Below are 18,894 nucleotides of genomic sequence, written 5' to 3'. Positions count from 1 at the left end.
CCGGCCGCGGCGGCGCCCGCCGCCGCCCCGCCGGCACCGGCCGCGCCGACGGTGGTCGTGGCGACCACCGCGGTCGTGCCCTGCGCGACCGGGGACAGGTAGCCCAGCGCGCCGGCGCCGAGCACCAGCGGCGCGACGACCTCACGCATCGCCCCGTTGACGTAGGCGAGTTCGGCGGCCAGGCCACGGCACCGGTCGCACTCGTCCAGGTGCGCCTCGACCTGGGCCTTCTCCCGCTTGGCCAGTCCGGACCTGGTGAACGCGCCGAGCCGTTCGGCGGCCGCGCGGCAGCGGCTGTCGGTGATCTCGGAGAGGTGGACCTGCAGGTAGGCCTGCCGCAGGCCCTCGCGGGCGCGGTAGGCGAGCGCGGAGACACCGTTGGCGGTCAGGCCCAGGATGGGGGCGACCTCGGCCGGCGACTGGCGTTCGATCTCGGTGTGCCAGAGCACCGCCTGCCAGCGTTCGGGCAGGCGGGCGAAGGCCTGCGCGGCCAGGGAGCGTTCCAGCCCGGCGACCGCGGTGTCGGAGAACGGTTCGGCGACGGCCGCGCCACCGGCGGACTCCACGTCGTCGGACAGCTCGACCTTGCGGTCGCGGCGGGTCTTGTCGTAGGCGGTGTGCCGCAGCGCGGTCAGCAGGTAGGCGCGGAACGCCGAGTCGGGTCCTCGGCCGGCACGCAGCGTGTCGAGGACCTTGGCGAATGCCTCCGACACCAGGTCGTCGGCCTCGGCCGGGGATCTGGTCAGCTGGCGCGCCAGGTTGTACGCGGCGGCGACGTGCCGTTCGTAGAGCGAGCCGTAGGCCGACACCGTGCCCTTGCGCACCGCGTCGATCAGTTCCGCGTCGCTGGGCCCCTCGATGTCAGCGGGAACGGTGGCCACGATCCTCCTCAACTCGCACGTGTCTACCCCCGAGGGCAGGGCAAACCCGCCCGAACGCCCACTAGACACGCTCCCGCGCTCAGTGTGACGGATTCCACCGAACACAGCACCACCCGATCACCGGAATGGCCGTATGGGTCGCGCTGGGCAACTCGTCGGACGAATGGCGTCACGACGGTCGCGTCGACGCGTTACTCACTCAACAGCCCGTGACAGACCGGACGGAGCGAATGTGACGGTACGTGAGGCGGGGTCGCGATCTCACCGTGGCGATGCCGACGGTACCGCCAGGGCGCTGCGGCGGCTGCGGGCGCGGTGGCGCACGGCGAGCATCGCCGCCGGCTGGCGGTTCCCCAGCGACTGGGGGCTGCCCGAGGTGGACGCGGTGTGCTCGTCGGCGGTGCTGCGCTGCGACCTGAGCGACTCGCTGGCGGGTCTTGGCCGGGCGCGCGCGGCGTCCGGCGCCGGCCTGGAGGAGACCCTGACCGACCTGGCCGCGCTGCACGCGGTGCTCACCCACGACCAGGAGCACGGCGGCCTGATCGCCACCGATCCGGACGCCGCGCCGACGCCGATGGTGCGCGCGGCGGCGCTGGCCTGGGCGGACGAGTCCTGTGGGGAGCTGCGCAACGCGGAGACCGTCGAGAGCCTGACCAGCCTGTCGACCCACGCCTACCTGCGGACCCGCCTGGGCGAGGTGTACCGGCGTTCGCGGCGCGCCCAGGTGCCGGTGGCCCGCACGCACGCGCTGCTGGTGGTGACGCTGGACCTGTCGGCGGTGACCGGCTGGGCGCGGCTGATGGCGATGGTGCTGGTGGCCGACGTGCTGCGGGAGGTGTTCGACGGTGGGGAGAGCGTCGCGCTGCTCGGCCCGTCGGTGGCCGTGGTGCTCGCCGAGCGGGACCCGGCGTTCGGTGAGCGGGCGCTCAACGCCGGCTGGTTGATCACCGAGCGGCTGGCGGTCGACCCGCAGATGGCGACCGGCCGGCGGCCGTGGCTGCGGGTGGAGCAGCTGCCGGACACCGAGGACGGCGCGCGCACGCTGCTGCACGGGCTCAGCCGGGCGTAGCGGCGCCGGGCGGGCGTGGTTTCCTTGCGACCGTGAGTGAGGTCGTGAGTGCGGCGCCCGGCCTGGACACCGGCGGCGCGGGCTGGTTGGGCCAGTCGATCCGGCGCCTGTTCGCCAGACCGAGGCTGGCGGTGGCGTTGTTCGCGGTGCCGGCCGTGCTGCTCGCGGCAGGTGTGGTCAGTTGGCTGATCGACTGGCGGCTGGGGGTGGACAGCGCCGTCTACCGCTCGGGCGCGATCGCCCTGCTCACCGGCGAACCGTTGTACGACAACGACTTCCTCAGCTCCGAGCCGGCGTGGGCGAAGCTGCCGTTCACCTATCCGCCGACCGGCGCGCTGCTGTTCGTTCCGCTGGCGCTGTTCCCGACCCAGGTGTCGTGGGGGATCCTGGCCGCCGGTTCGGTCCTGGCGCTGGCGCTGGTCGTGCGGATCGCCGTGCGGAACCTGCCGAACCGTCCGGTGTGGATGACCCCGGCGACCACGACGATCGTGGTCACGGTCCTGGCGCTGGCGGTCGAGCCGGTGTGGCGCACGCTGTTCCTCGGGCAGATCAACCTGGTGCTGATGGCCCTGGTCGTGGTGGACGTGCTGGTCCTTGGCCGGGTGCGGCACGTCGGCGGGGTGCTGGTCGGGGTCGCGGCGGCGGTCAAGCTGACCCCGTTGATCTTCGTCCCGCACCTGTGGCTGACCGGCCGGCGGGCCGACGCGGTCCGCGCGCTGGTCACCTTCGCCGTGCTGCAGGCGGTGATCTTCCTGATCATCCCGCACGACTTCACCCGCTTCTGGACGGTCGCGGTCACCGACCCGGAGCGCACCGGCCCGACGTTCTGGGCGGGCAACCAGTCGCTGCACGCGCTGATCCTGCGGCTGAGCGACCTGGCCCCGTGGTCGCTGGGCGCCGCGATCGGTGTCGGCGCGCTGCTGGCGGTGCCGGCCGTGTGGCTGGTGCTGCGGTTCCACCGCCAGGGCCGGCCGCTGGAGGCGCTGCTGGTCACCGCGTTCTTCGGTCTGCTGCTCAGCCCGGTGTCCTGGTCGCACCACTACGTGTGGGTGATCCCGCTGCTGGTGTTGCTGGTCTCGCGGCTGCCGGTCCCGCTGCCGCGCGGCGCGGCCAGGGCGCGGGCGCTGGCCGGGGTCGGCGCGGTCGTCGCCGTCTACGCCAGCGGTGTGCTGCTGATCATGCGCAGTTCGGACCCGAACCGGCCGGCCGGCGAGCGCCCGGAGCTGGAGTGGACCCCGCCCGAGGTGGTCCTCGGCAGCGCCTACCTGCTCGTTCCGCTCGTGGCTGGGGTGGTGGTGCTCGCCAGGAGCCGGCGGGCGTCGGGATAGGTTCCCTTCGTGGACACACGCACCGGCTTGCCGATCGTCGGCATGGTTGGCGGGGGCCAGCTCGCCAGGATGACCCAGCAGGCGGCGATCGCGCTCGGCCAGTCGCTGCACGTACTGGCGACCTCGCCCGACGAGTCGGCCGCGCTGGTCACCCCCAACGTCACCCTCGGCTCGCACACCGACCTGGACGCGCTGACCGGTTTCGCCGCCGGCGTCGACGTGCTGACCTTCGACCACGAGCACGTGCCCAACGAGCACCTGAGGGCGCTGGTCGAGCGGGGGGTGGCGGTGCGCCCCGGACCGGAGGCGCTGCTGCACGCCCAGGACAAGCTGGTGATGCGTCACCGGCTGGACGCGCTGGGTCTGCCGGTGCCCCGGTTCACGGCGGTGCGCGAGGTCGCCGACGTGGTGAAGTTCGGCGACGAGCACGGCTGGCCGTGCATGCTCAAGGCGGCGCGCGGCGGTTACGACGGCCGGGGCGTGTGGCTGCTCAACGGCGCCGGGTCGGCCGGTGAGCTGGTGCCAAGGCTGGTGGAGTGGGGCACGCCGCTGCTGGTGGAGCAGCGGGTGGTGATGCGCCGCGAGCTGGCGGCGGTGGTCGCCCGCTCGCCGTTCGGCCAGGGCGGCTGCTGGCCGGTGGTGGAGACGGTGCAGTCCAACGGGATCTGTGTCGAGGTCCTGGCCCCGGCGCCGGGCCTGGACGAGCGGCTGGCCAGGCAGGCCCAGGAGCTGGCGCTGCGGATCGCCGCCGAGCTGGACGTGGTGGGGGTGCTGGCGGTCGAGCTGTTCGAGACCGACTCGGGGCTGGTGGTCAACGAGCTGGCGATGCGCCCGCACAACTCGGGCCACTGGACGATCGAGGGCGCGGGGACCTCGCAGTTCGAGCAGCACCTGCGGGCCGTGCTCGACTACCCACTGGGGGCGACGGACCTGCGGGCGCCGGCGGTGGTGATGGCCAACGTCCTGGGCGCGGCGCGGCCGCCGTCGATGAGCACCGACGAGCGCCTGCACCACCTGCTGGCGCGCTACCGGGACGCGCACGTGCACTACTACGGCAAGCAGGAGCGGCCGGGTCGCAAGATCGGCCATGTGACGCTGCTCGGCGAGGACCTGGCCGACGTGCGGGAACGCGCGCGGCTGGCGGCCCACTGGCTGTCCACGGCGCAGTGGCAGGACGGGTACGACATCCACACGGGGGGACGAGGATGACCGCGTTGGTCGGTGTGATCATGGGCAGCGACTCGGACTGGCCGGTGATGTCGGCGGCGACCGAGGCGCTGGCGGAGTTCGACGTGCCCCACGAGGTGGGGGTGGTGTCGGCGCACCGCACGCCGCAGCGGATGCTCGACTACGCGCGCGAGTCGGCCGGCCGGGGCGTGCGGGTGATCATCGCGGGCGCGGGTGGGGCCGCGCACCTGCCCGGCATGGTGGCCTCGGCGACCACGCTGCCGGTGATCGGTGTCCCGGTCCCGCTGAAGTACCTCGACGGTCTGGACTCGCTGCTCTCGATCGTCCAGATGCCGGCGGGGATCCCGGTGGCGACGGTGTCGGTGGGCGGCGCCCGCAACGCGGGCCTGCTGGCCGTGCGGATCCTGGGTGCGTCCGACGAGACGTTGCGCAAGCGTTTGCAGGCGTTCCACGACGACCTGGAACGCCTGGTTCTCGACAAGGACGCCGCTCTTCGCTCGAGGGCCGATGTGCCCCACGTGAACGAGCGCTAACATCGGGGTTGTTGACGCGATCGAGGAGGTGGCCACGGTGTCGGGCCTGTACCAGCTGAGCGATGAGCACGAGGCGCTGCGGGAGGCGGTACGCGCCCTGGCCGACAAGGAGATCGCCCCGCACGCCGCCGAGGTCGACGAGCGGGAACGCTACCCGTCGGAGGCCAGGGACGCGCTGGTCAAGGCGGGTTTCAACGCCGTGCACATCCCCGAGGAGTACGACGGCCAGGGCGCCGACGCGATCGCCGCGTGCATCGTGATCGAGGAGGTGGCCAGGGTCGACGCGTCGGCGTCGCTGATCCCGGCCGTGAACAAACTGGGCACCCAGCCGATCCTGCTGTCGGCGTCGGCGGAGGTGAAGAAGTTCGTCCTCCCGTCGATCGCCTCCGGCGAGGCCTCGGTGTCCTACGCCCTGTCCGAACGCGAAGCGGGCTCGGACACGGCGTCCATGCGCACCCGGGCCGTCCGGGACGGCGACACCTGGGTGCTGAACGGGACGAAGGCGTGGATCACCAACGCGGGCGAGTCGACGTGGTACACGGTGATGGCCGTCACCGATCCCGAGGCGGAGAAGAAGGCCAACGGCATCTCGGCGTTCGTCGTGCACAAGGACGATCCGGGTTTCTCGGTGGGTGCCAAGGAACGCAAGCTGGGGATCAAGGGCTCGCCGACCTGCGAGATCTACTTCGAGAACTGTGTCATCCCGGCGGACCGGATCATCGGTGAGCCGGGGACCGGGTTGAAGACCGCGCTGAAGACGCTGGACCACACGCGGCCGACGATCGGCGCGCAGGCCGTGGGGATCGCGCAGGGGGCGTTGGAGGCGTCGTTGGCGTATGTCAAGGAGCGCAAGCAGTTCGGGCAGCGGATCGCCGACTTCCAGGGCGTGCAGTTCATGCTGGCGGACATGGGGATGAAGATCGAGGCTGCCCGGCACCTGGTGTACACGTCCGCCGCCGCCTCCGAGCGCGGCGACTCCCGCGCGGGCTTCATCGCCTCCGCGGCGAAGACGTACGCGTCGGACATCGCCATGGAGGTGACCACCGACGCCGTTCAGTTGTTCGGCGGCGCCGGCTACACGAAGGACTTCCCGGTCGAACGCATGATGCGGGACGCGAAGATCACCCAGATCTACGAGGGCACCAACCAGATCCAGCGCATGGTGATGGCTCGGGCCCTGTTGAAGGGCTAGGTCACCCGCGAACCCAACCCTGAGCCACGTCCCGCAGGTTCCACCAGGCGACGAAGCCGGAATCCTCGCAGGCCGGTCGCCAGTCGACCACCGGTCCCACCGGATGCCACTGGTGTTCCGGGGGATCGGGGTCGTAGGCGGACACGGGAATCCCGGCGGCCGACAGCTGGGCGGCCCAGTACCCGCCGCCCGCACCCACCTCCTCGACGACGCCCCGGTCGGCGCAGAAGGACGCGATCCAGGCAACGGTCCTGGGCGACGGGATCCCTGTACGCGTACGCGTACAGGGACTGCAACATCATCTGGGCGTACGCCAGGCGCGGACTGCCGGCCGGGTTGCCGCCGTCGACCAGGCGTCGTCCGTCCTGTTCGGACACTGAGGGGCCGACGATGTCCCAGTAGGGATTGGCGCCGCCGGCCGTGGCGTAGTGGGCGAAACGGAGGTCGAACGCGGCGTCCGACCCGACGTTCCGGTACCGGGCAGGGTGCGGGCGGTGTCCAGGTAGTCCAGCAGCCGGGGATGCTCGCGGGCCAACCGTTGCTCGTCGTCCAGCAGGGCGGCGAGTTCGGCGCGGCGCCGTGGGCTCAGGTTCACAGGTCGGTCGTGGTGCGTTCGGATTCCCTGTGGCGCACCAGCAGGTTCGGGTCAGGGCTGGTGACCTGGACCAGGGACGCACCGGCCGCCAGGACCGTCACGAAGCCGGCCAGGATGCCGTCGGGGACCGTCCAGTCCAGTGTGGACAGCACGCGGGATTCGGGACCCAGGCCAAGGGATGCCGCTCGTTCACGGGAACTCGTCAGCACCTCGTCCACTGTGGAGTCACCGAGGCAGGGTGTGTCGCCGGGCACCGGTGAGCCGTAGAAGTCGTCGCCGTGGAGGCGGGCGTCGGCGACGAAGTCGACCATGCCGGGCGGCACGTCGTCACGCAGGTCGCGGCCCATGGGGTCCAGGGACACCGCCGCCACGACCTCGGCGCCGGACGACGCGCCAGAGCCGGAGGGTGGGACGAACGCGACGGCCGCCCCGTCCGGTGACGCCACCACCCGGGCGCCGCACCACCACGCGCCGAGCAGCACCCCGGCGGTCTGCCAGTGCGCGGGCAACGCCACCGACACCGGCGTCCCCGGCTCGACGTCGTGTTCCTGGACCAGCCAGTTCGCCGTTTTCGCCGCCCAGTTGGTCAGGGTCGCCACCGACAGTTCGACCCTCGTGCCGGCCGCGTCGTCGTAGTGGGTGACCAGGGGCCGCGCCGAGGACAGGGGGCGCAGCAGGTTCTCGGTGAGGCTCAACGGTTCGGACTCCTCAGTCGACGCACGGGACCGCCGGCTGCCGGGCCAACGCCGGCGCGCCGAGGTCCAGCATGCCCTTCGACGCGAAACCGGGCGGGGACGGGGGCGGTGACGCGGGCGGTGACGAGGGCGGTGACGAGGGCGGGGCCGCCGGTGCGGGTGGCGAGTCGGAGATCAGCGCCGCCACGTAGCGCCGCACCGCCGGCACGTCGACGGTGATGATGCTCTGCTTGCGCGCGTTGCGCGCCCCCACCCCGGTCACCGGGATCGTCACGAACGTGACCTCGCCGGAGGCCAGCGCCTGGGCCTGGTTGACCAGGTCCAGGAAGTGCAGGCCCTCGTCCATCACCACCGACTTGGACACCGCGTCGGACAGGGCGTTGAGCTTCGCGGTGTCGGTCAGCAGGTCACCGGACATGACCTTGCGCATCGCCGAGGACAGGAACGTCTGCTGGCGCACGATGCGGTCCAGGTCGCCCCGGGGCAGGCCGTTGCGCTGCCGGACGAACGACACCGCGTCACCACCGCGCACCGTCTGCGGGCCGGAGGCGAACGACGCGCCGGAGTCCGGGTCGCTGGTCGACCGGTTCAGGCACACGTCCACGCCGTCGATCACGTCCGTGAGCAGGTAGAACCCGTACAGGCTCACCTCCGCGTAGTGGTCGACCCGCACCCCGGTCAGCAGCTGCACGGCCTGGATCAGTGCCGTGCGGCCGGCGTCGTCGGACTCGCGTTCGATCTTGCGCCGGTCGGACTCGCCGGCGTCGACCATCCGCTGCGCGGTGCGGGCCTTCGTGATGCCGTACGCGCCGTTGATCTTCTCCTCGTTCTCCAGGCCGGGGACCGTCACCGACGTGTCACGCGGGATCGACACCGCCGAGGTCCGGCCGCCCGCACGCGGGATCCGCAGCAGGATCAACGTGTCCGTGTTCAACGTTTCCGTGGCCTCGGTGCGCAGTTCGCGCAGCAGCTCGGCCGACAGCGGGTTGCCCTGCATGTCGGTGCGGCTGTCGTTGCCGACGATCAGGATGTCGTTCGCGCCGTCGTCGGGCGGCGGGGCCTGCGCGGCCGGCCCGGTCTGCGCCTGGGCCACCGCGTCGGTGGTGTTCGTGCTCTCCTCCAGCTGCACCACCCGTAACCACAGCAGCGACATCGCCGCCAGCGCCGTCGCCGACACCAGCCCGACCACCACCCTGGTCACCACCAGCAGCGCCGTCACCCCGCGCCGGCGCCTGCGCGCCGACGGTAACGGGTCCGCCACCGTCTCCGGCTCGACGTCGGCCTCGGCCGGCGCCTGGACCACCTCGCCGACGGCCGGCGCGTAACCGGTCGGCTCGTCCGACGAATCCGACGACTCCCACACACCCTTGGACACCGGCACACCTCCCCCGTGACCACGCCCTTCGTCCAGATTAACGGCAATTCCGTCCGTGACGGATCCGTCGACCGGGCGTTAGTTCACGCAGGGCGTGCCACCGGCGTCCAACTGCGGCGGCGGCGTGGTGGAGCTGTCGGCCGGCGCCCCCGGCTCACCCGGCTCGGAGGACGGCTGCCCCTTGGCGATCGCCGCCCCGGAGCCGAAACCGGACGTCTCGCCGGGGTAGTTGGTGCCGAGCACCACCCGCAGCCGGTTCGGCTGCTGCGCGGAGTCCTCGGCCAGCTCGAACCGGCCCGGCAGCGACTCCGCCGCGTACTCGGCGAGGCTGCGTTCCCCGGGCGCGTACCAGATCGTCGACGACCCGCTGACCTGCGCGTCCCCGATGTCGCCCGGGTTGAAACCCTTCTCCGCCAACAGGTCACGCACCGACGCGGCCAGCCCGCCGGTGTTCGACCCGTTGCGCACGTCGACCGTGACCAGGCCCAGCGCCGGCCGTTCCCCCTCGCCGGACCGCTCGGTCGACCCCTCGCCCGGCGGTGGGGCCGGCGTGGAGTTCGGCTGGCCGTTGTCGTCGGTGGTCAGCGACCGAACGAAGTCCGACACCTGGTCCGGGTCGACCTCGAGCACGTCGGCGCCGCCGATGTTGGCCGGGCCCTGGGTGGGGATCGTGTAGAAGTCGATGCCGTCGCTGTTGAGCCCGGACATCTGCGCGGCGAACGTCGACAGCTCCCAGCCCTCGCTGAGCACCACCGACTTCTGTACCGCCGTGACCAGCTCCCGCACCTTCGACGGGCTGGTCAGCATGTCGGCGGAGAGCACCTTGTTCGCCAGCGCCGCCAGGAACGCCTGCTGGCGCACGATCCGGTCCAGGTCGTAGTTCGGCAGCCCGTAGCGCTGCCGGACGAACGCGAGCGCCTGCGCGCCCTGGATCGTCTGCACGCCCTTCTTGAAGTTCGCCCCCGACTTCGGCTCGCGCACCGCCCGGTTCAGGCACACCTCGACCCCGCCGATGGCCTTGGTGACCTCGTAGAAGCTGGCGAGGTTGACCTCCGCGTAGCGGTCGATGGTCACCGCGTCACCGATCAGCGACTGGATGGTGGCGATCAGGTTCTTGCGGCCCTCGACGACGGCCTGCTTCTCCAGTTCCTTCATGTTGGGCGCCGTGTTGCCCAACTCGGAACGGGCGTTGTTGTAGGCGTAGGCGAAAGCGGAGTTGAGCCGGTGCTCACCGTAGCCGCCGGCCAGCTCGACCCAGGAGTCCCGGGGGAAGGAGATGGCGATCGCGCGGGTCCCGTCGACCGGGATGTGCACGAGGATCATCGTGTCGGTGTTGCGTTCGCCCTCGTTGACCCCGGCGTGCAGGATGTCCATGACCTCGTCCGGCAACGGGTTGCCGTGCGCGTCGGTGCGGCTGTCGATGCCGACCAGCAGCAGATCGACCGCTCCGTCGAGCGGGACACGCTGGTCCTCGACTTCCTTGGCTATGACGTCAGTGGTGACGGTTCCCTCGTCCAGGTCACCGACCGCCCACTTTCCGTAACCCATGGCGGCCATGACGCTGATCGACGCCACTGCCGCCACCGTTCTACCGGTGTACGTGCCCGCCTTACGCCACCCTCTGAGTGGCCTTCGGCGGCCAGGTAACACCTGCGTACGTTCGTCCACGCACGCTCCTCCCCGTCCCCCGACGGAACTTGACCAGTACCATACCGACACGGTTGCGAGGGTGGGGATGCCTCGCACCTATTTAGGACGCGATACTGCCCCTCGTCGGTTTACCTCCGAGTGAAGGAATTTGGTGGGCCTGGAGATGCTTGCGTTGCTGGTCCCCGGCGGTACCGGCCAGCTCGGACGTGAGCTGGCCGCCAGAGCCCCCGGTGAGTACACGGTGCACGCGCCCGGATCGGCCGAGCTGGACATCACCAACCCCGGCGCGGTGAACGAGGCGGTCAAGACGCTGGTGGACGGCGCCGGCTCGCCGGTGGTGGTGAACGCGGCGGCGTACACCGCCGTCGACAACGCCGAGAGCGACTACACGCGGGCGTTCGCCCTCAACGCCGACGCCCCCCGGGTCCTCGCGGCCGTGTGCTCGGCCAACGGCGTGCCGCTGGTCCACGTGTCCACCGACTACGTCTTCGCCGGCGACGCCACCGAGCCCTACCGCGAGGACGAGCCCCCCGCGCCGCGCAGTGTCTACGGCACCACGAAGGCGGCCGGTGAGGCGGCGGTCCTCGGCTCGGGTGCGCGGGCGTGGATCGTGCGCACCGCGTGGGTCTACGGCGCCCACGGCGGCAACTTCGTGAAAACCATGGCCCGCCTGGCCGAAACCCACGACACACTGTCCGTTGTGGACGATCAGCGGGGCTCTCCGACGTGGACCGGTGACCTGGCCGACGGCCTGCTCGAACTGGCCGCCCGGGTGGCCGGCGACGACCCGCCCACGGCGAAGGTCCTGCACGCCACCGGCGGCGGCGAGACCACCTGGTTCGGCTTCGCCCAGGCCGTGTTCACCGAGCTGGGTCTCGACCCGGCGCGGGTCCGCCCGTGCGGCAGCGACGAGTTCCCCCGCCCCGCGCCGCGCCCCAGCTACTCGGTGCTCTCCGACCAGGCCTGGCGTGGGTCCGGCCTGACTCCCCTGCGCCCGTGGCGTGAGGCCCTGACGGCGGCGTTCGCCCAGGACGCGTCCGCGTACCGGCCGTGAACGACCTGGTCGAGCGGGTGGACGCGGTGCTGCGTTCACTGCTGCCCGACGCGGTCGTGACGGTCGACGGCAAGGACACGGGGTACGGGTTCGGATCCGGGTACACCGGGCTGGTCTTCACGCTCACGGCGGCGTCCCGGCACGTGACCCTCGGACTGAGCCACGGGGCCCGACTGGCCGATCCGGGCGGGCTGCTGGAGGGGGCGGGGCGGGTGCACCGACACGTCAAACTCCGGACGGTCGCTGACCTGGACCGCCCCGAACTGCGCCAACTCCTGCTCGACACGATCGAACTCCGCCGGGCGATGGTCGAGGCCGGTTGAGGGATCAGCCGGCCATGGCCCGTCGGTAGGCGGCGACGGTCAGTTCGGCGGTGTGCCGCCACGTGTACTCGGCGGCGTGCGCGCGCCGCTGGGCCAAGGTCGCCGGTGACGGCGGGGTGGCGAGGGCGGCCGTCAGGGCGGTGCCCATGGCCTCGATGTCCCCGAACGGGACCAGGCTCGCGTGCCCGCCCGAGACCTCCCGCAGCGCCGGAACGTCCGAGCACACCACGGGAACGTCGCACGCCAGGCCCTCCAGTACCGGCAGGCCGAAACCCTCGTCGCGGGAGGGCAGGACCAGGGCCGACGCGCCGGCGACCACCGACCGAAGGTCCACATCGGACAGGTAGCCGAGGGCCATCGTGCGGTCGTCGCGTTGGTGGTGGCCGGGGCCGGCGAGGACCAGGGGCGGCAGTTGGGGGGTGGCTTCGTGGGCCTTGAGCAGCCAGCCCAGCGACTTGCGGGGGCCGGCGGCGCCCACGAACAGCAGGTACTGCTTGGGCAGACCGATCCGCCGGCGTAGGGCGTCGCTGGGGGGCCGGGCGGTGAACCAGGCGGGGTCGACGCCCAGGGGCGTGACCATGATCTTGTCGGGGGAGATGCCCAGGCGATCGGCGGTCACGTCGGCGACGGACTGGGTGGGGGTGAGGACGACCGCGGCCCGTTCGGCCGATCGGGCGACCAGTTGGGGGAGGCTTTCGTCGCTGGGTGGCAGTTCGTCGGGGGCGTCGAGGAAGGCCAGGTCGTGGATGGTGACCACACCGGCGGCGCGCATCGCCGCGGGGAGGACGAAGTTGGTGCCGTGGACGACGTCGGTGAAGCCGGCGAACAGTTCCACGGGCGGGAACGGGGCCCGCAGCCAGCAGCGGCGCAGCAGGCGCGCCGAGACCGGCATGCCGCGTGCCCGGGAACCGTGGGGCAGGACCTTGCGCAGTTTTCGCCAGCCGCGCAGGGTGAAGGCCACCGCTCGGGTGTCCACTTCGGACATCGAGGCCAGTTCCTCGGCGAGGGCGGCGGTGTAGCGGCCGACCCCGGTCCGGTTGCCCAGCAGCGGTGTGCCGTCCAGCAGTACGCGTATCGGGCCGCCCTTAGCCATCCTGCTGGCCCTTCCTGCCCAACCGCTGGGTGGCGACCCGGCGCACCCGGCCGGCCGCCCTCTTCGTCAACTCCGCCGGACCGCCGGCGTCCAGATAGGACTTCACCAGGTCCAGGTCGCGGCGCAGGACCTCGCCCATCCGCAACGGACGGTTGGGGACCAGCGGCTGCGCGCCGGGCAGCCGGTCGGTCGCCGGGACCGGGTTGCGGCAGAACGACACCAGCGGCGCCAACGCCGTCTCCCAGGTGAAACGTTCCCGCACCACCGCGATCCGTTCGCGCGCCGCCCGGGCGAACTCCTCGTCGTAGAGCACCCGCTCCAGCGCGTCGGCCAGTGCCGTCGGGTCCTCGGCGGGGACCACGACGCCCAGCCGCTCGGTGCGGACCAGGTCGGCGAAGGAGTCGCCGTCGGTGGTGACGATCGGGAGGCCGGCCCACAGGTAGTCCAGCACCCTGGTGCGGAACGCGAAGGTCGTCTCGACGTGCTCGTAGTGCGTGGTCACCCCGCAGTCCGAGTCCAGCAGCCAGTTCTGCCGCTCGGCGTAGGGCACCCAGGTCTCGTTGAAGAACACGTGCCGGTCGGTCAGGCCAAGCCGCCCGGCCAGTTGCCTGGTCCGTGCGCCGATGTCCATCTCCGGGACCTCGGGGTTGGGGTGACGCATCCCGAGGAACACCAGCCGCACGTCGTCGTGGGTGGTGGCGACGCGGTCGACGGCACGCAGCAGGGTCAGCGGGTCGAACCAGCTGTACACCCCGCCCGCCCAGAGCACGACCTTGTCCTCGCGCCGCACGCCGGGCAGGCCGCCCTTGATCGGTGACGCGGTCTGCTGCGGCGGCTTGCCGGACAGCCCGAACGGCGCCACCGCGAGCAGTGAACGCACCGTCGGGTCGTTGTCGTAGAGCGAGGGTGTCAGCCGGCCCAGCGCGGTCAGGTGCCCGAGCCAGAAGTGCCGCTGCCGCTCGGAGGCGCACAGGAAGAAGTCGCCGCGTTCCAGCTGGGTGTTGAGGACCTTCGTGACGCCGATCAGGTCGAGCGCGCGCTGCTCGTCGGTGTCGTCCTTGCCCTGTTCGAGCAGCTCCAGGTGCATCGGGTCGTACATGTCGCAGACCACGATCTTGGTGGAGTCGGCGCGTTTGAGCGCCGGCACCAGCTCCAGCGCGTGCCCCTGCAACACCACCACGTCGGCCCAGTCGACGTGCGGGGCCAGGTCGCGCTGGCGGGCGTGGTGCACCGCGAACGGCGCCTCCGGCGGGGCGCAGCGCGGGTTGACCGTGACCAGCCGCACGTCGTGCTCGGCGCAGAGCTGGTCGGCCATGTTCCACGCGCGGATCGCCGGGCCGGCCATCTGCTCGCTGAGCGCGTCGCCGGTGATCACCAGGATCCGCCGGCGGCCGCCGAACGCCTCCTCCAGGCCGAACACCTCGACCAGCACGTCGTGGGCGGCCAGGTAGCGGGGCAGCGGGTAGGCGGGCTCCATGGCGTTGCGCATCAACGGGAGCAGGTCGGTGTCCGAGCGGACCCTGGCGGCCTGCTCGGTCTCCCGCGAGCGCGCCAGCGACGGCAGGAACTCGACGAACTGGTCGATGGCCAGCAGCCCGGCCAGCGTGGTCCTCGGAACCTCCACAGTGGACTTCCCGGCGGGCGTGCCGGTGTCCGGGCGGCCGATCTCCAGCTGGGTGGGGTCGACCTCGCCGCGCGCGGTCGCCCGGCGCACGGCCAGCGCGAGCGCCGCCGGCAGCGCCTTGGCCAGCGTGGCGTCCGAGAGGTTCTTGTACAGGGCGGCCAACGCGTTGCGTTCCAGCAGGAACAGCTCACGCGCGTTGTCCTCGGTGTCCACTTTGGACATCGAGGCGTGGTGGCGGTGGTAGGTCAGCGAGGCCGGCTCGTAGCGCACCCGCCAGCCGCGCAGGTTCAACCGCCAGCCGAGGTCGACGTCCTCGTAGAACATGAAGAACCGCTCGTCGAACCCGCCGAGCTCGGCGAACACCCCGGCCCGCACGAACATCGCCGACCCGGTCGCGAACAGCACGTCACGCGGCACGTCGTGGGACCCGTCGTCGGGCTGGCCGGCGTGGCGCTTGTAGCCCATGCCGAACCAGGTCAGCCCACCGTCGACGAAGTCGATCAGCTCGCCGTCCCAGTCCAGGACCTTGCTGGCCACCGCGCCGACCGCCGGCTGGGTCACCAGCACCTCGACGGCCGCGTCCACCCACGCCGGGTGCGGGCGGGCGTCGTTGTTGAGGAACGCCAGGACCGTGCCGGACGCGTGCCGCGCGCCCAGGTTGCAGCCGCCGGCGAAACCGAGGTTGGCACCGGCCTCGATCACCTCGACGCCGGTCTCGGCTCTGATCCGCTCCGCGCTGCCGTCGCCCGAGTCGTTGTCGACGCAGACGATCTCGAGCAGCTCGGTGGGATAGGCCAGGTCAGCGCGCAGCGCGCGCAGACAGGCGATGGTGTCCTCGGCGCCGCGGTAGTTCACCACGATCACCGAGACGGCCGGACGTCGTGCCGAGTCGGGCAACTGGCGCGCTCCTCAGGTGTCTCAAAAGGGGTGCTGCCTAGACTGCCCTATCACATCACGTTACGGGCGGTTGACCGGCTGAGTTCGCCGAACGCCACACCGCGGCGCGGGGAACGGTCGCGCGCCGGGTGATCGCCCGCCGCTCACCGACCAGCGACAACACCCTGCCGAGCACCTCTGCGAGGACCCGCAGACGCAGTGGTAAACGGTAGTTCCAGGCGTCCGGAACGGCCCGGCCGGCCAGCCGCCGCACCGGCAGCAGCGCGGTGATCGCCGCGAACCGGGCCAGCTCGCGCACCGCCACCCCGGCCGGCGCGCAGCGCAGCAGCATCCACAGCCGGTTGCGCTCGTTCCACCGGTGGAAGGTCGCCGACCCCGGCCGCGTGCTCGCTCCGTGCAGGTGGCGCACCCGCGCCGAGGGCACCGACCGGACCGTCCAGCCCGCCAGCCGCAGCCGCCACGACGTGTCGGTGTCCTCGTAGTAGCAGAAGAACGCCGCCGGCACCCCGCCCGCCAGCGCGACCGCCCTGGTCCGCAGCAGCGCCGCGCCGCCGCAGAAGCCGAACACCTCGCCGCCGGTCGCGTCCCGGCCGTAGCCGTCCGGCGTGAGCACCACGCCCACCGACTGCGTGTCCCCGCCGGTGGTCTCCAGCCGGGCGCTCGCCGCGCCGACCGCCGGGTCGGCGTCCAGGACGGCCTCCAGCTCGGCGAGCCAGTCCGGGGCGGGGGCCGCGTCGTCGTTGAGCCAGGCGACGTACTCGGTCGCCACCCCCGGCAGGACCCGCGCCAGCGCGCCGGCGTAGCCCAGGTTCGCACGGGTGCGGTGCACGGCCGGCCGCGACGGGTGCGCGGCGATGATCGCGGCGGTGCCGTCGTCGGAGGCGTTGTCCACGACCAGCACCCGGTGCCCGGCGGTCTGCGCGGCGAGCGCGTCCAGACAGGCGGCCAGGTGCTCGCGCCCGCGCCAGGTCACCACCACAACGGTGGTCTTGCCCGTGTCGTCACCCGAGGTCACGGCGCCCGACCGTACTCTGTTGAGGTGCCGGAGCTCGTCGTGCTCACCGAGCAGCTGTTGGCGCCCGTCCCCGGCGGGACCGGGCGCTACACCCGCGAGCTGGTCACGGCGCTGGCCGCGACCGCCCCGCACGACTGGACCGTCGCCGGGGTGACCGCCACCCACAAGGACCTCTCGCCGGCCGTGGTGACCGGCGTCGCCGGGCCGCGCGCCCTGCCGCTGGGCCGGCGCGGGCTGACCGCCCTGTGGGAGCGCGGCGTGCACCTGTGGCCCGGCGGTGACGCGGTGCACGCGCCGACCCCGCTGGCCCCGCCGTCGCCGCGCCGGGGCCGCAGCCTGATCGTCACCGTGCACGACCTGGTGCCCTTCACCCACCCCGAGACCCTCACTCGCCGGGGCGCGGCCTGGCACCAGGGCGCGATCCAGCGGGCCGCGGCCAGGGCCAACGCGATCGTCGTGCCGACCGTCGCGGTCGCCGAGGACCTGCACCGGTACGCGCCGGGCCCGGCCACCGTCGCGGTCGTCGGCCACGGCGTGCCGGACGCGCTGCTCGCCGACGTCGCCCCCGCCCAGCTGCACGCCACCGCCGTCGGCCTCGGCCTGCCCGACACCTACGTGCTGGCCGTGGGCACCGTCGAGCCGCGCAAGGGCCTGGACGTGCTGGTCGAGGCGATGGCCCTGCCCTACGCGCCGGACCTGCCGCTGGTGGTGGTCGGCCCGCGCGGCTGGGGCGAGGTCGACCTGGCCGCGCTGGCCAAACGGCACGGCCTGGCCGACGGGCGGCTGCACCTGCTCGGGCGGATCTCCGACGCCGACCTGAACGTCGTCCTGCGTCGCGCCGCGGTGCTGGCCGCGCCCAGCCGCGCCGAGGGCTTCGGCCTGCCGGTGCTGGAGGCGATGGCCGTCGGCGTGCCGGTGGTGCACTCCGACGTGCCGGCGCTGGTCGAGGTGGCCGGCGGGGCCGGGGTGGGGGTGCGCGCCGGGGACGCCAAGGCGCTGGCCGCCGGGCTGCGGGCGGTGCTGGACGACCCGGCGAGCACCGCGCGGCGGGTCGTCGACGGGCGCTCGCGGGCCGAGGCGTTCACCTGGAGCCACGCCGCCACCGAGCTGTGGCGCCTGCACACCCGGTTCTTCGAGATGGCCAGTGTGAAGTAGCGGCTATTCGTAGGTTTTTCACCCGGTCGGGACTGCTGGCCACCCCGGCGGTCGTACGCTGCTCTACGTGTCCGAACCGCGCGTGCTCATCGACGCGACCGCCGTACCCGCGGATCGTGGCGGCGTCGGCCGGTACGTCGACTCGCTGGTGTTCGCACTCGACTCCGACGGCGCGGCGATCTCGGTCGTGTGCCAGCCACGGGACGTCGAGCTCTACGGCCGGCTCGCGCCGAACTCCCGCATCGTGCCGACCGCCGAGTCCAACGCCACCCGCACCGCCCGGCTGACCTGGGAGCAGACCACGCTGCCCCGGCTGGTGCGCCGCCTCGGGGTCGACGTGCTGCACTCGCCGCACTACACGACCGCCCTGGCCAACCCGGCGGCGTCGGTGGTGACCCTGCACGACGCGACGTTCTTCACCGACGCCGCGCTGCACCACTCCATCAAGGCCAGGTTCTTCCGGGCGTGGACCCGCGCGGCGCTGGCCCGCGCCTCGCTGTGCGTGGTGCCCAGCGCGGCCACCGCCACCGAGCTGGCCAGGGTGGCCCGCGCCGACCCGAGGCGCCTGGAGGTCATCCAGCACGGGGTCGACGCCGAGCGGTTCCACCTGCCGACCCCCGACGAGATCGCCACCGCGCGCCGGCTCGTCGGCCTGACCGAGCGGGACCCCTACGTCGCGTTCCTGGGCGCGCTGGAGCCGCGCAAGAACGTTCCGGCGCTGATCAGGGGCTTCGCCGCCGCCTGCCGGGGCCGGTCACGGCCGCCGGCGCTGGTGCTCGCCGGCCAGCCGGGCTGGGACCGCCAGGTGGAGCGCGCGCTGGACGACGTGCCGCACCGGCTGCGGGTGATCCGCGCCGGCTACCTGCCCTTCGACAACCTGGCGGGGTTCCTCGGCGGGGCGGAGCTGGTGGCCTACCCGTCGCTGGGCGAGGGTTTCGGGCTGCCGGTGCTGGAGGCGATGGCCTGCGGGGCGTGCGTGCTGACCACCCGCCGGCTGGCGTTGCCCGAGGTCGGCGGGGACGCCGTGGCCTACTGCGGGGTCGGCGCCGGGGACATCGCCGCGGCGCTGGCCGAGCTGCTCGACGCGCCGGCGCGCCGGTCCCAGCTGGCCGAGGCGGCGTTACGCCGGGCCAAGGAGTTCTCCTGGCTGACCAGCGCCGAGGGGCACCGGGCGGCCTACGAGCGGGCCCACCGGGTGCATCGCCGGGGACGGTGACCCGGCACAAT

Annotated in this window: 16 protein-coding genes; 9 read left to right on the top strand and 7 right to left on the bottom strand. The window is 72.6% G+C overall.

The window, feature by feature from the left end:
* On the bottom strand, positions 1-881 hold an 881-nt coding region (locus BLA60_RS39930), incomplete at its 3' end, for a sigma-70 family RNA polymerase sigma factor (protein WP_154814943.1).
* 232 nt (positions 882-1,113) lie between these two features.
* Between BLA60_RS39930 and BLA60_RS39925 the strand changes: the two genes are divergently transcribed.
* Genes BLA60_RS39925 through BLA60_RS39905 form a run of 5 tightly spaced genes read left to right on the top strand, consistent with a single transcriptional unit; the run spans position 1,114 to position 6,191 of the window.
* A complete protein-coding gene (locus BLA60_RS39925; protein ID WP_075138296.1) occupies positions 1,114-1,950 on the top strand; it encodes a hypothetical protein in 837 nt (278 codons plus the stop codon).
* A 32-nt stretch (positions 1,951-1,982) separates the two neighbouring features.
* On the top strand, positions 1,983-3,278 hold the full coding sequence (locus tag BLA60_RS39920; RefSeq protein WP_084736088.1) for a glycosyltransferase 87 family protein: 1,296 nt from the start codon (positions 1,983-1,985) through the stop codon (positions 3,276-3,278).
* Positions 3,279-3,287: 9 nt separating this feature from the next.
* Entirely contained in the window at positions 3,288-4,487 is a 1,200-nt protein-coding gene (locus tag BLA60_RS39915) for a 5-(carboxyamino)imidazole ribonucleotide synthase (RefSeq protein ID WP_075138295.1), read from the top strand.
* Positions 4,484-4,999 carry a 5-(carboxyamino)imidazole ribonucleotide mutase gene (purE, locus tag BLA60_RS39910; RefSeq protein WP_075138294.1) on the top strand — a complete coding sequence of 172 codons (516 nt, stop codon included), beginning with the start codon at positions 4,484-4,486 and terminating at the stop codon, positions 4,997-4,999. Before BLA60_RS39915 ends, purE begins: the two co-directional genes overlap by 4 nt.
* 46 nt (positions 5,000-5,045) lie before the next feature.
* A complete protein-coding gene (locus BLA60_RS39905; protein ID WP_075138303.1) occupies positions 5,046-6,191 on the top strand; it encodes an acyl-CoA dehydrogenase family protein in 1,146 nt (381 codons plus the stop codon).
* Positions 6,192-6,782: 591 nt separating this feature from the next.
* Here the strand turns inward: BLA60_RS39905 and BLA60_RS39895 are convergent.
* From BLA60_RS39895 to BLA60_RS39885, 3 genes are all read right to left on the bottom strand, one after another.
* The gene (locus BLA60_RS39895) at positions 6,783-7,481 is read right to left on the bottom strand and encodes a TIGR03089 family protein (protein WP_075138292.1); all 699 of its coding nucleotides are present in this window, start codon (positions 7,479-7,481) and stop codon (positions 6,783-6,785) included.
* Between the two features lie 13 nt (positions 7,482-7,494).
* Positions 7,495-8,856, bottom strand: coding sequence for an LCP family protein (locus BLA60_RS39890; protein WP_154814941.1), 1,362 nt, complete (start codon positions 8,854-8,856; stop codon positions 7,495-7,497).
* A 78-nt stretch (positions 8,857-8,934) separates the two neighbouring features.
* A complete protein-coding gene (locus tag BLA60_RS39885; protein ID WP_154814940.1) occupies positions 8,935-10,431 on the bottom strand; it encodes an LCP family protein in 1,497 nt (498 codons plus the stop codon).
* A 238-nt stretch (positions 10,432-10,669) separates the two neighbouring features.
* Here BLA60_RS39885 and rfbD point away from each other — a divergent pair, with 238 nt between their 5' ends.
* Together rfbD and BLA60_RS39875 are read left to right on the top strand one after the other, a co-directional pair.
* Positions 10,670-11,560, top strand: a complete 891-nt coding sequence (rfbD, locus tag BLA60_RS39880) for a dTDP-4-dehydrorhamnose reductase (RefSeq protein ID WP_211289016.1) — start codon at positions 10,670-10,672, stop codon at positions 11,558-11,560.
* Positions 11,557-11,883 (top strand): DUF1801 domain-containing protein, encoded by a 327-nt coding sequence (locus BLA60_RS39875; protein WP_075138290.1) that lies wholly within the window; start codon positions 11,557-11,559, stop codon positions 11,881-11,883. The genes rfbD and BLA60_RS39875 overlap by 4 nt, the downstream gene beginning before the upstream one ends.
* 4 nt (positions 11,884-11,887) lie before the next feature.
* On the opposite strand, the gene BLA60_RS39870 is transcribed toward BLA60_RS39875, so the two are convergent.
* Genes BLA60_RS39870 through BLA60_RS39860 form a run of 3 tightly spaced genes read right to left on the bottom strand, consistent with a single transcriptional unit; the run spans position 11,888 to position 16,512 of the window.
* Positions 11,888-12,976 carry a glycosyltransferase family 4 protein gene (locus BLA60_RS39870; protein WP_075138289.1) on the bottom strand — a complete coding sequence of 363 codons (1,089 nt, stop codon included), beginning with the start codon at positions 12,974-12,976 and terminating at the stop codon, positions 11,888-11,890.
* Positions 12,969-15,497 carry a glycosyltransferase gene (locus tag BLA60_RS39865; protein WP_075138288.1) on the bottom strand — a complete coding sequence of 843 codons (2,529 nt, stop codon included), beginning with the start codon at positions 15,495-15,497 and terminating at the stop codon, positions 12,969-12,971. Before BLA60_RS39865 ends, BLA60_RS39870 begins: the two co-directional genes overlap by 8 nt.
* A 55-nt stretch (positions 15,498-15,552) precedes the next feature.
* Entirely contained in the window at positions 15,553-16,512 is a 960-nt protein-coding gene (locus BLA60_RS39860; RefSeq protein WP_075138287.1) for a glycosyltransferase, read from the bottom strand.
* A gap of 24 nt (positions 16,513-16,536) precedes the next feature.
* Between BLA60_RS39860 and BLA60_RS39855 the strand changes: the two genes are divergently transcribed.
* Both BLA60_RS39855 and BLA60_RS39850 read left to right on the top strand, forming a co-directional pair.
* Positions 16,537-17,667, top strand: coding sequence for a glycosyltransferase family 4 protein (locus tag BLA60_RS39855; RefSeq protein ID WP_075138286.1), 1,131 nt, complete (start codon positions 16,537-16,539; stop codon positions 17,665-17,667).
* Positions 17,668-17,749: 82 nt separating this feature from the next.
* Positions 17,750-18,883 carry a glycosyltransferase family 4 protein gene (locus BLA60_RS39850; protein ID WP_075138300.1) on the top strand — a complete coding sequence of 378 codons (1,134 nt, stop codon included), beginning with the start codon at positions 17,750-17,752 and terminating at the stop codon, positions 18,881-18,883.
* Positions 18,884-18,894: the final 11 nt, after the last annotated feature.

Source organism: Actinophytocola xinjiangensis (assembly GCF_001921215.1).
Taxonomy (GTDB): Bacteria; Actinomycetota; Actinomycetes; order Mycobacteriales; family Pseudonocardiaceae; genus Actinophytocola; species Actinophytocola xinjiangensis.
This window is presented reverse-complemented; position numbering and strand designations above follow the sequence as displayed.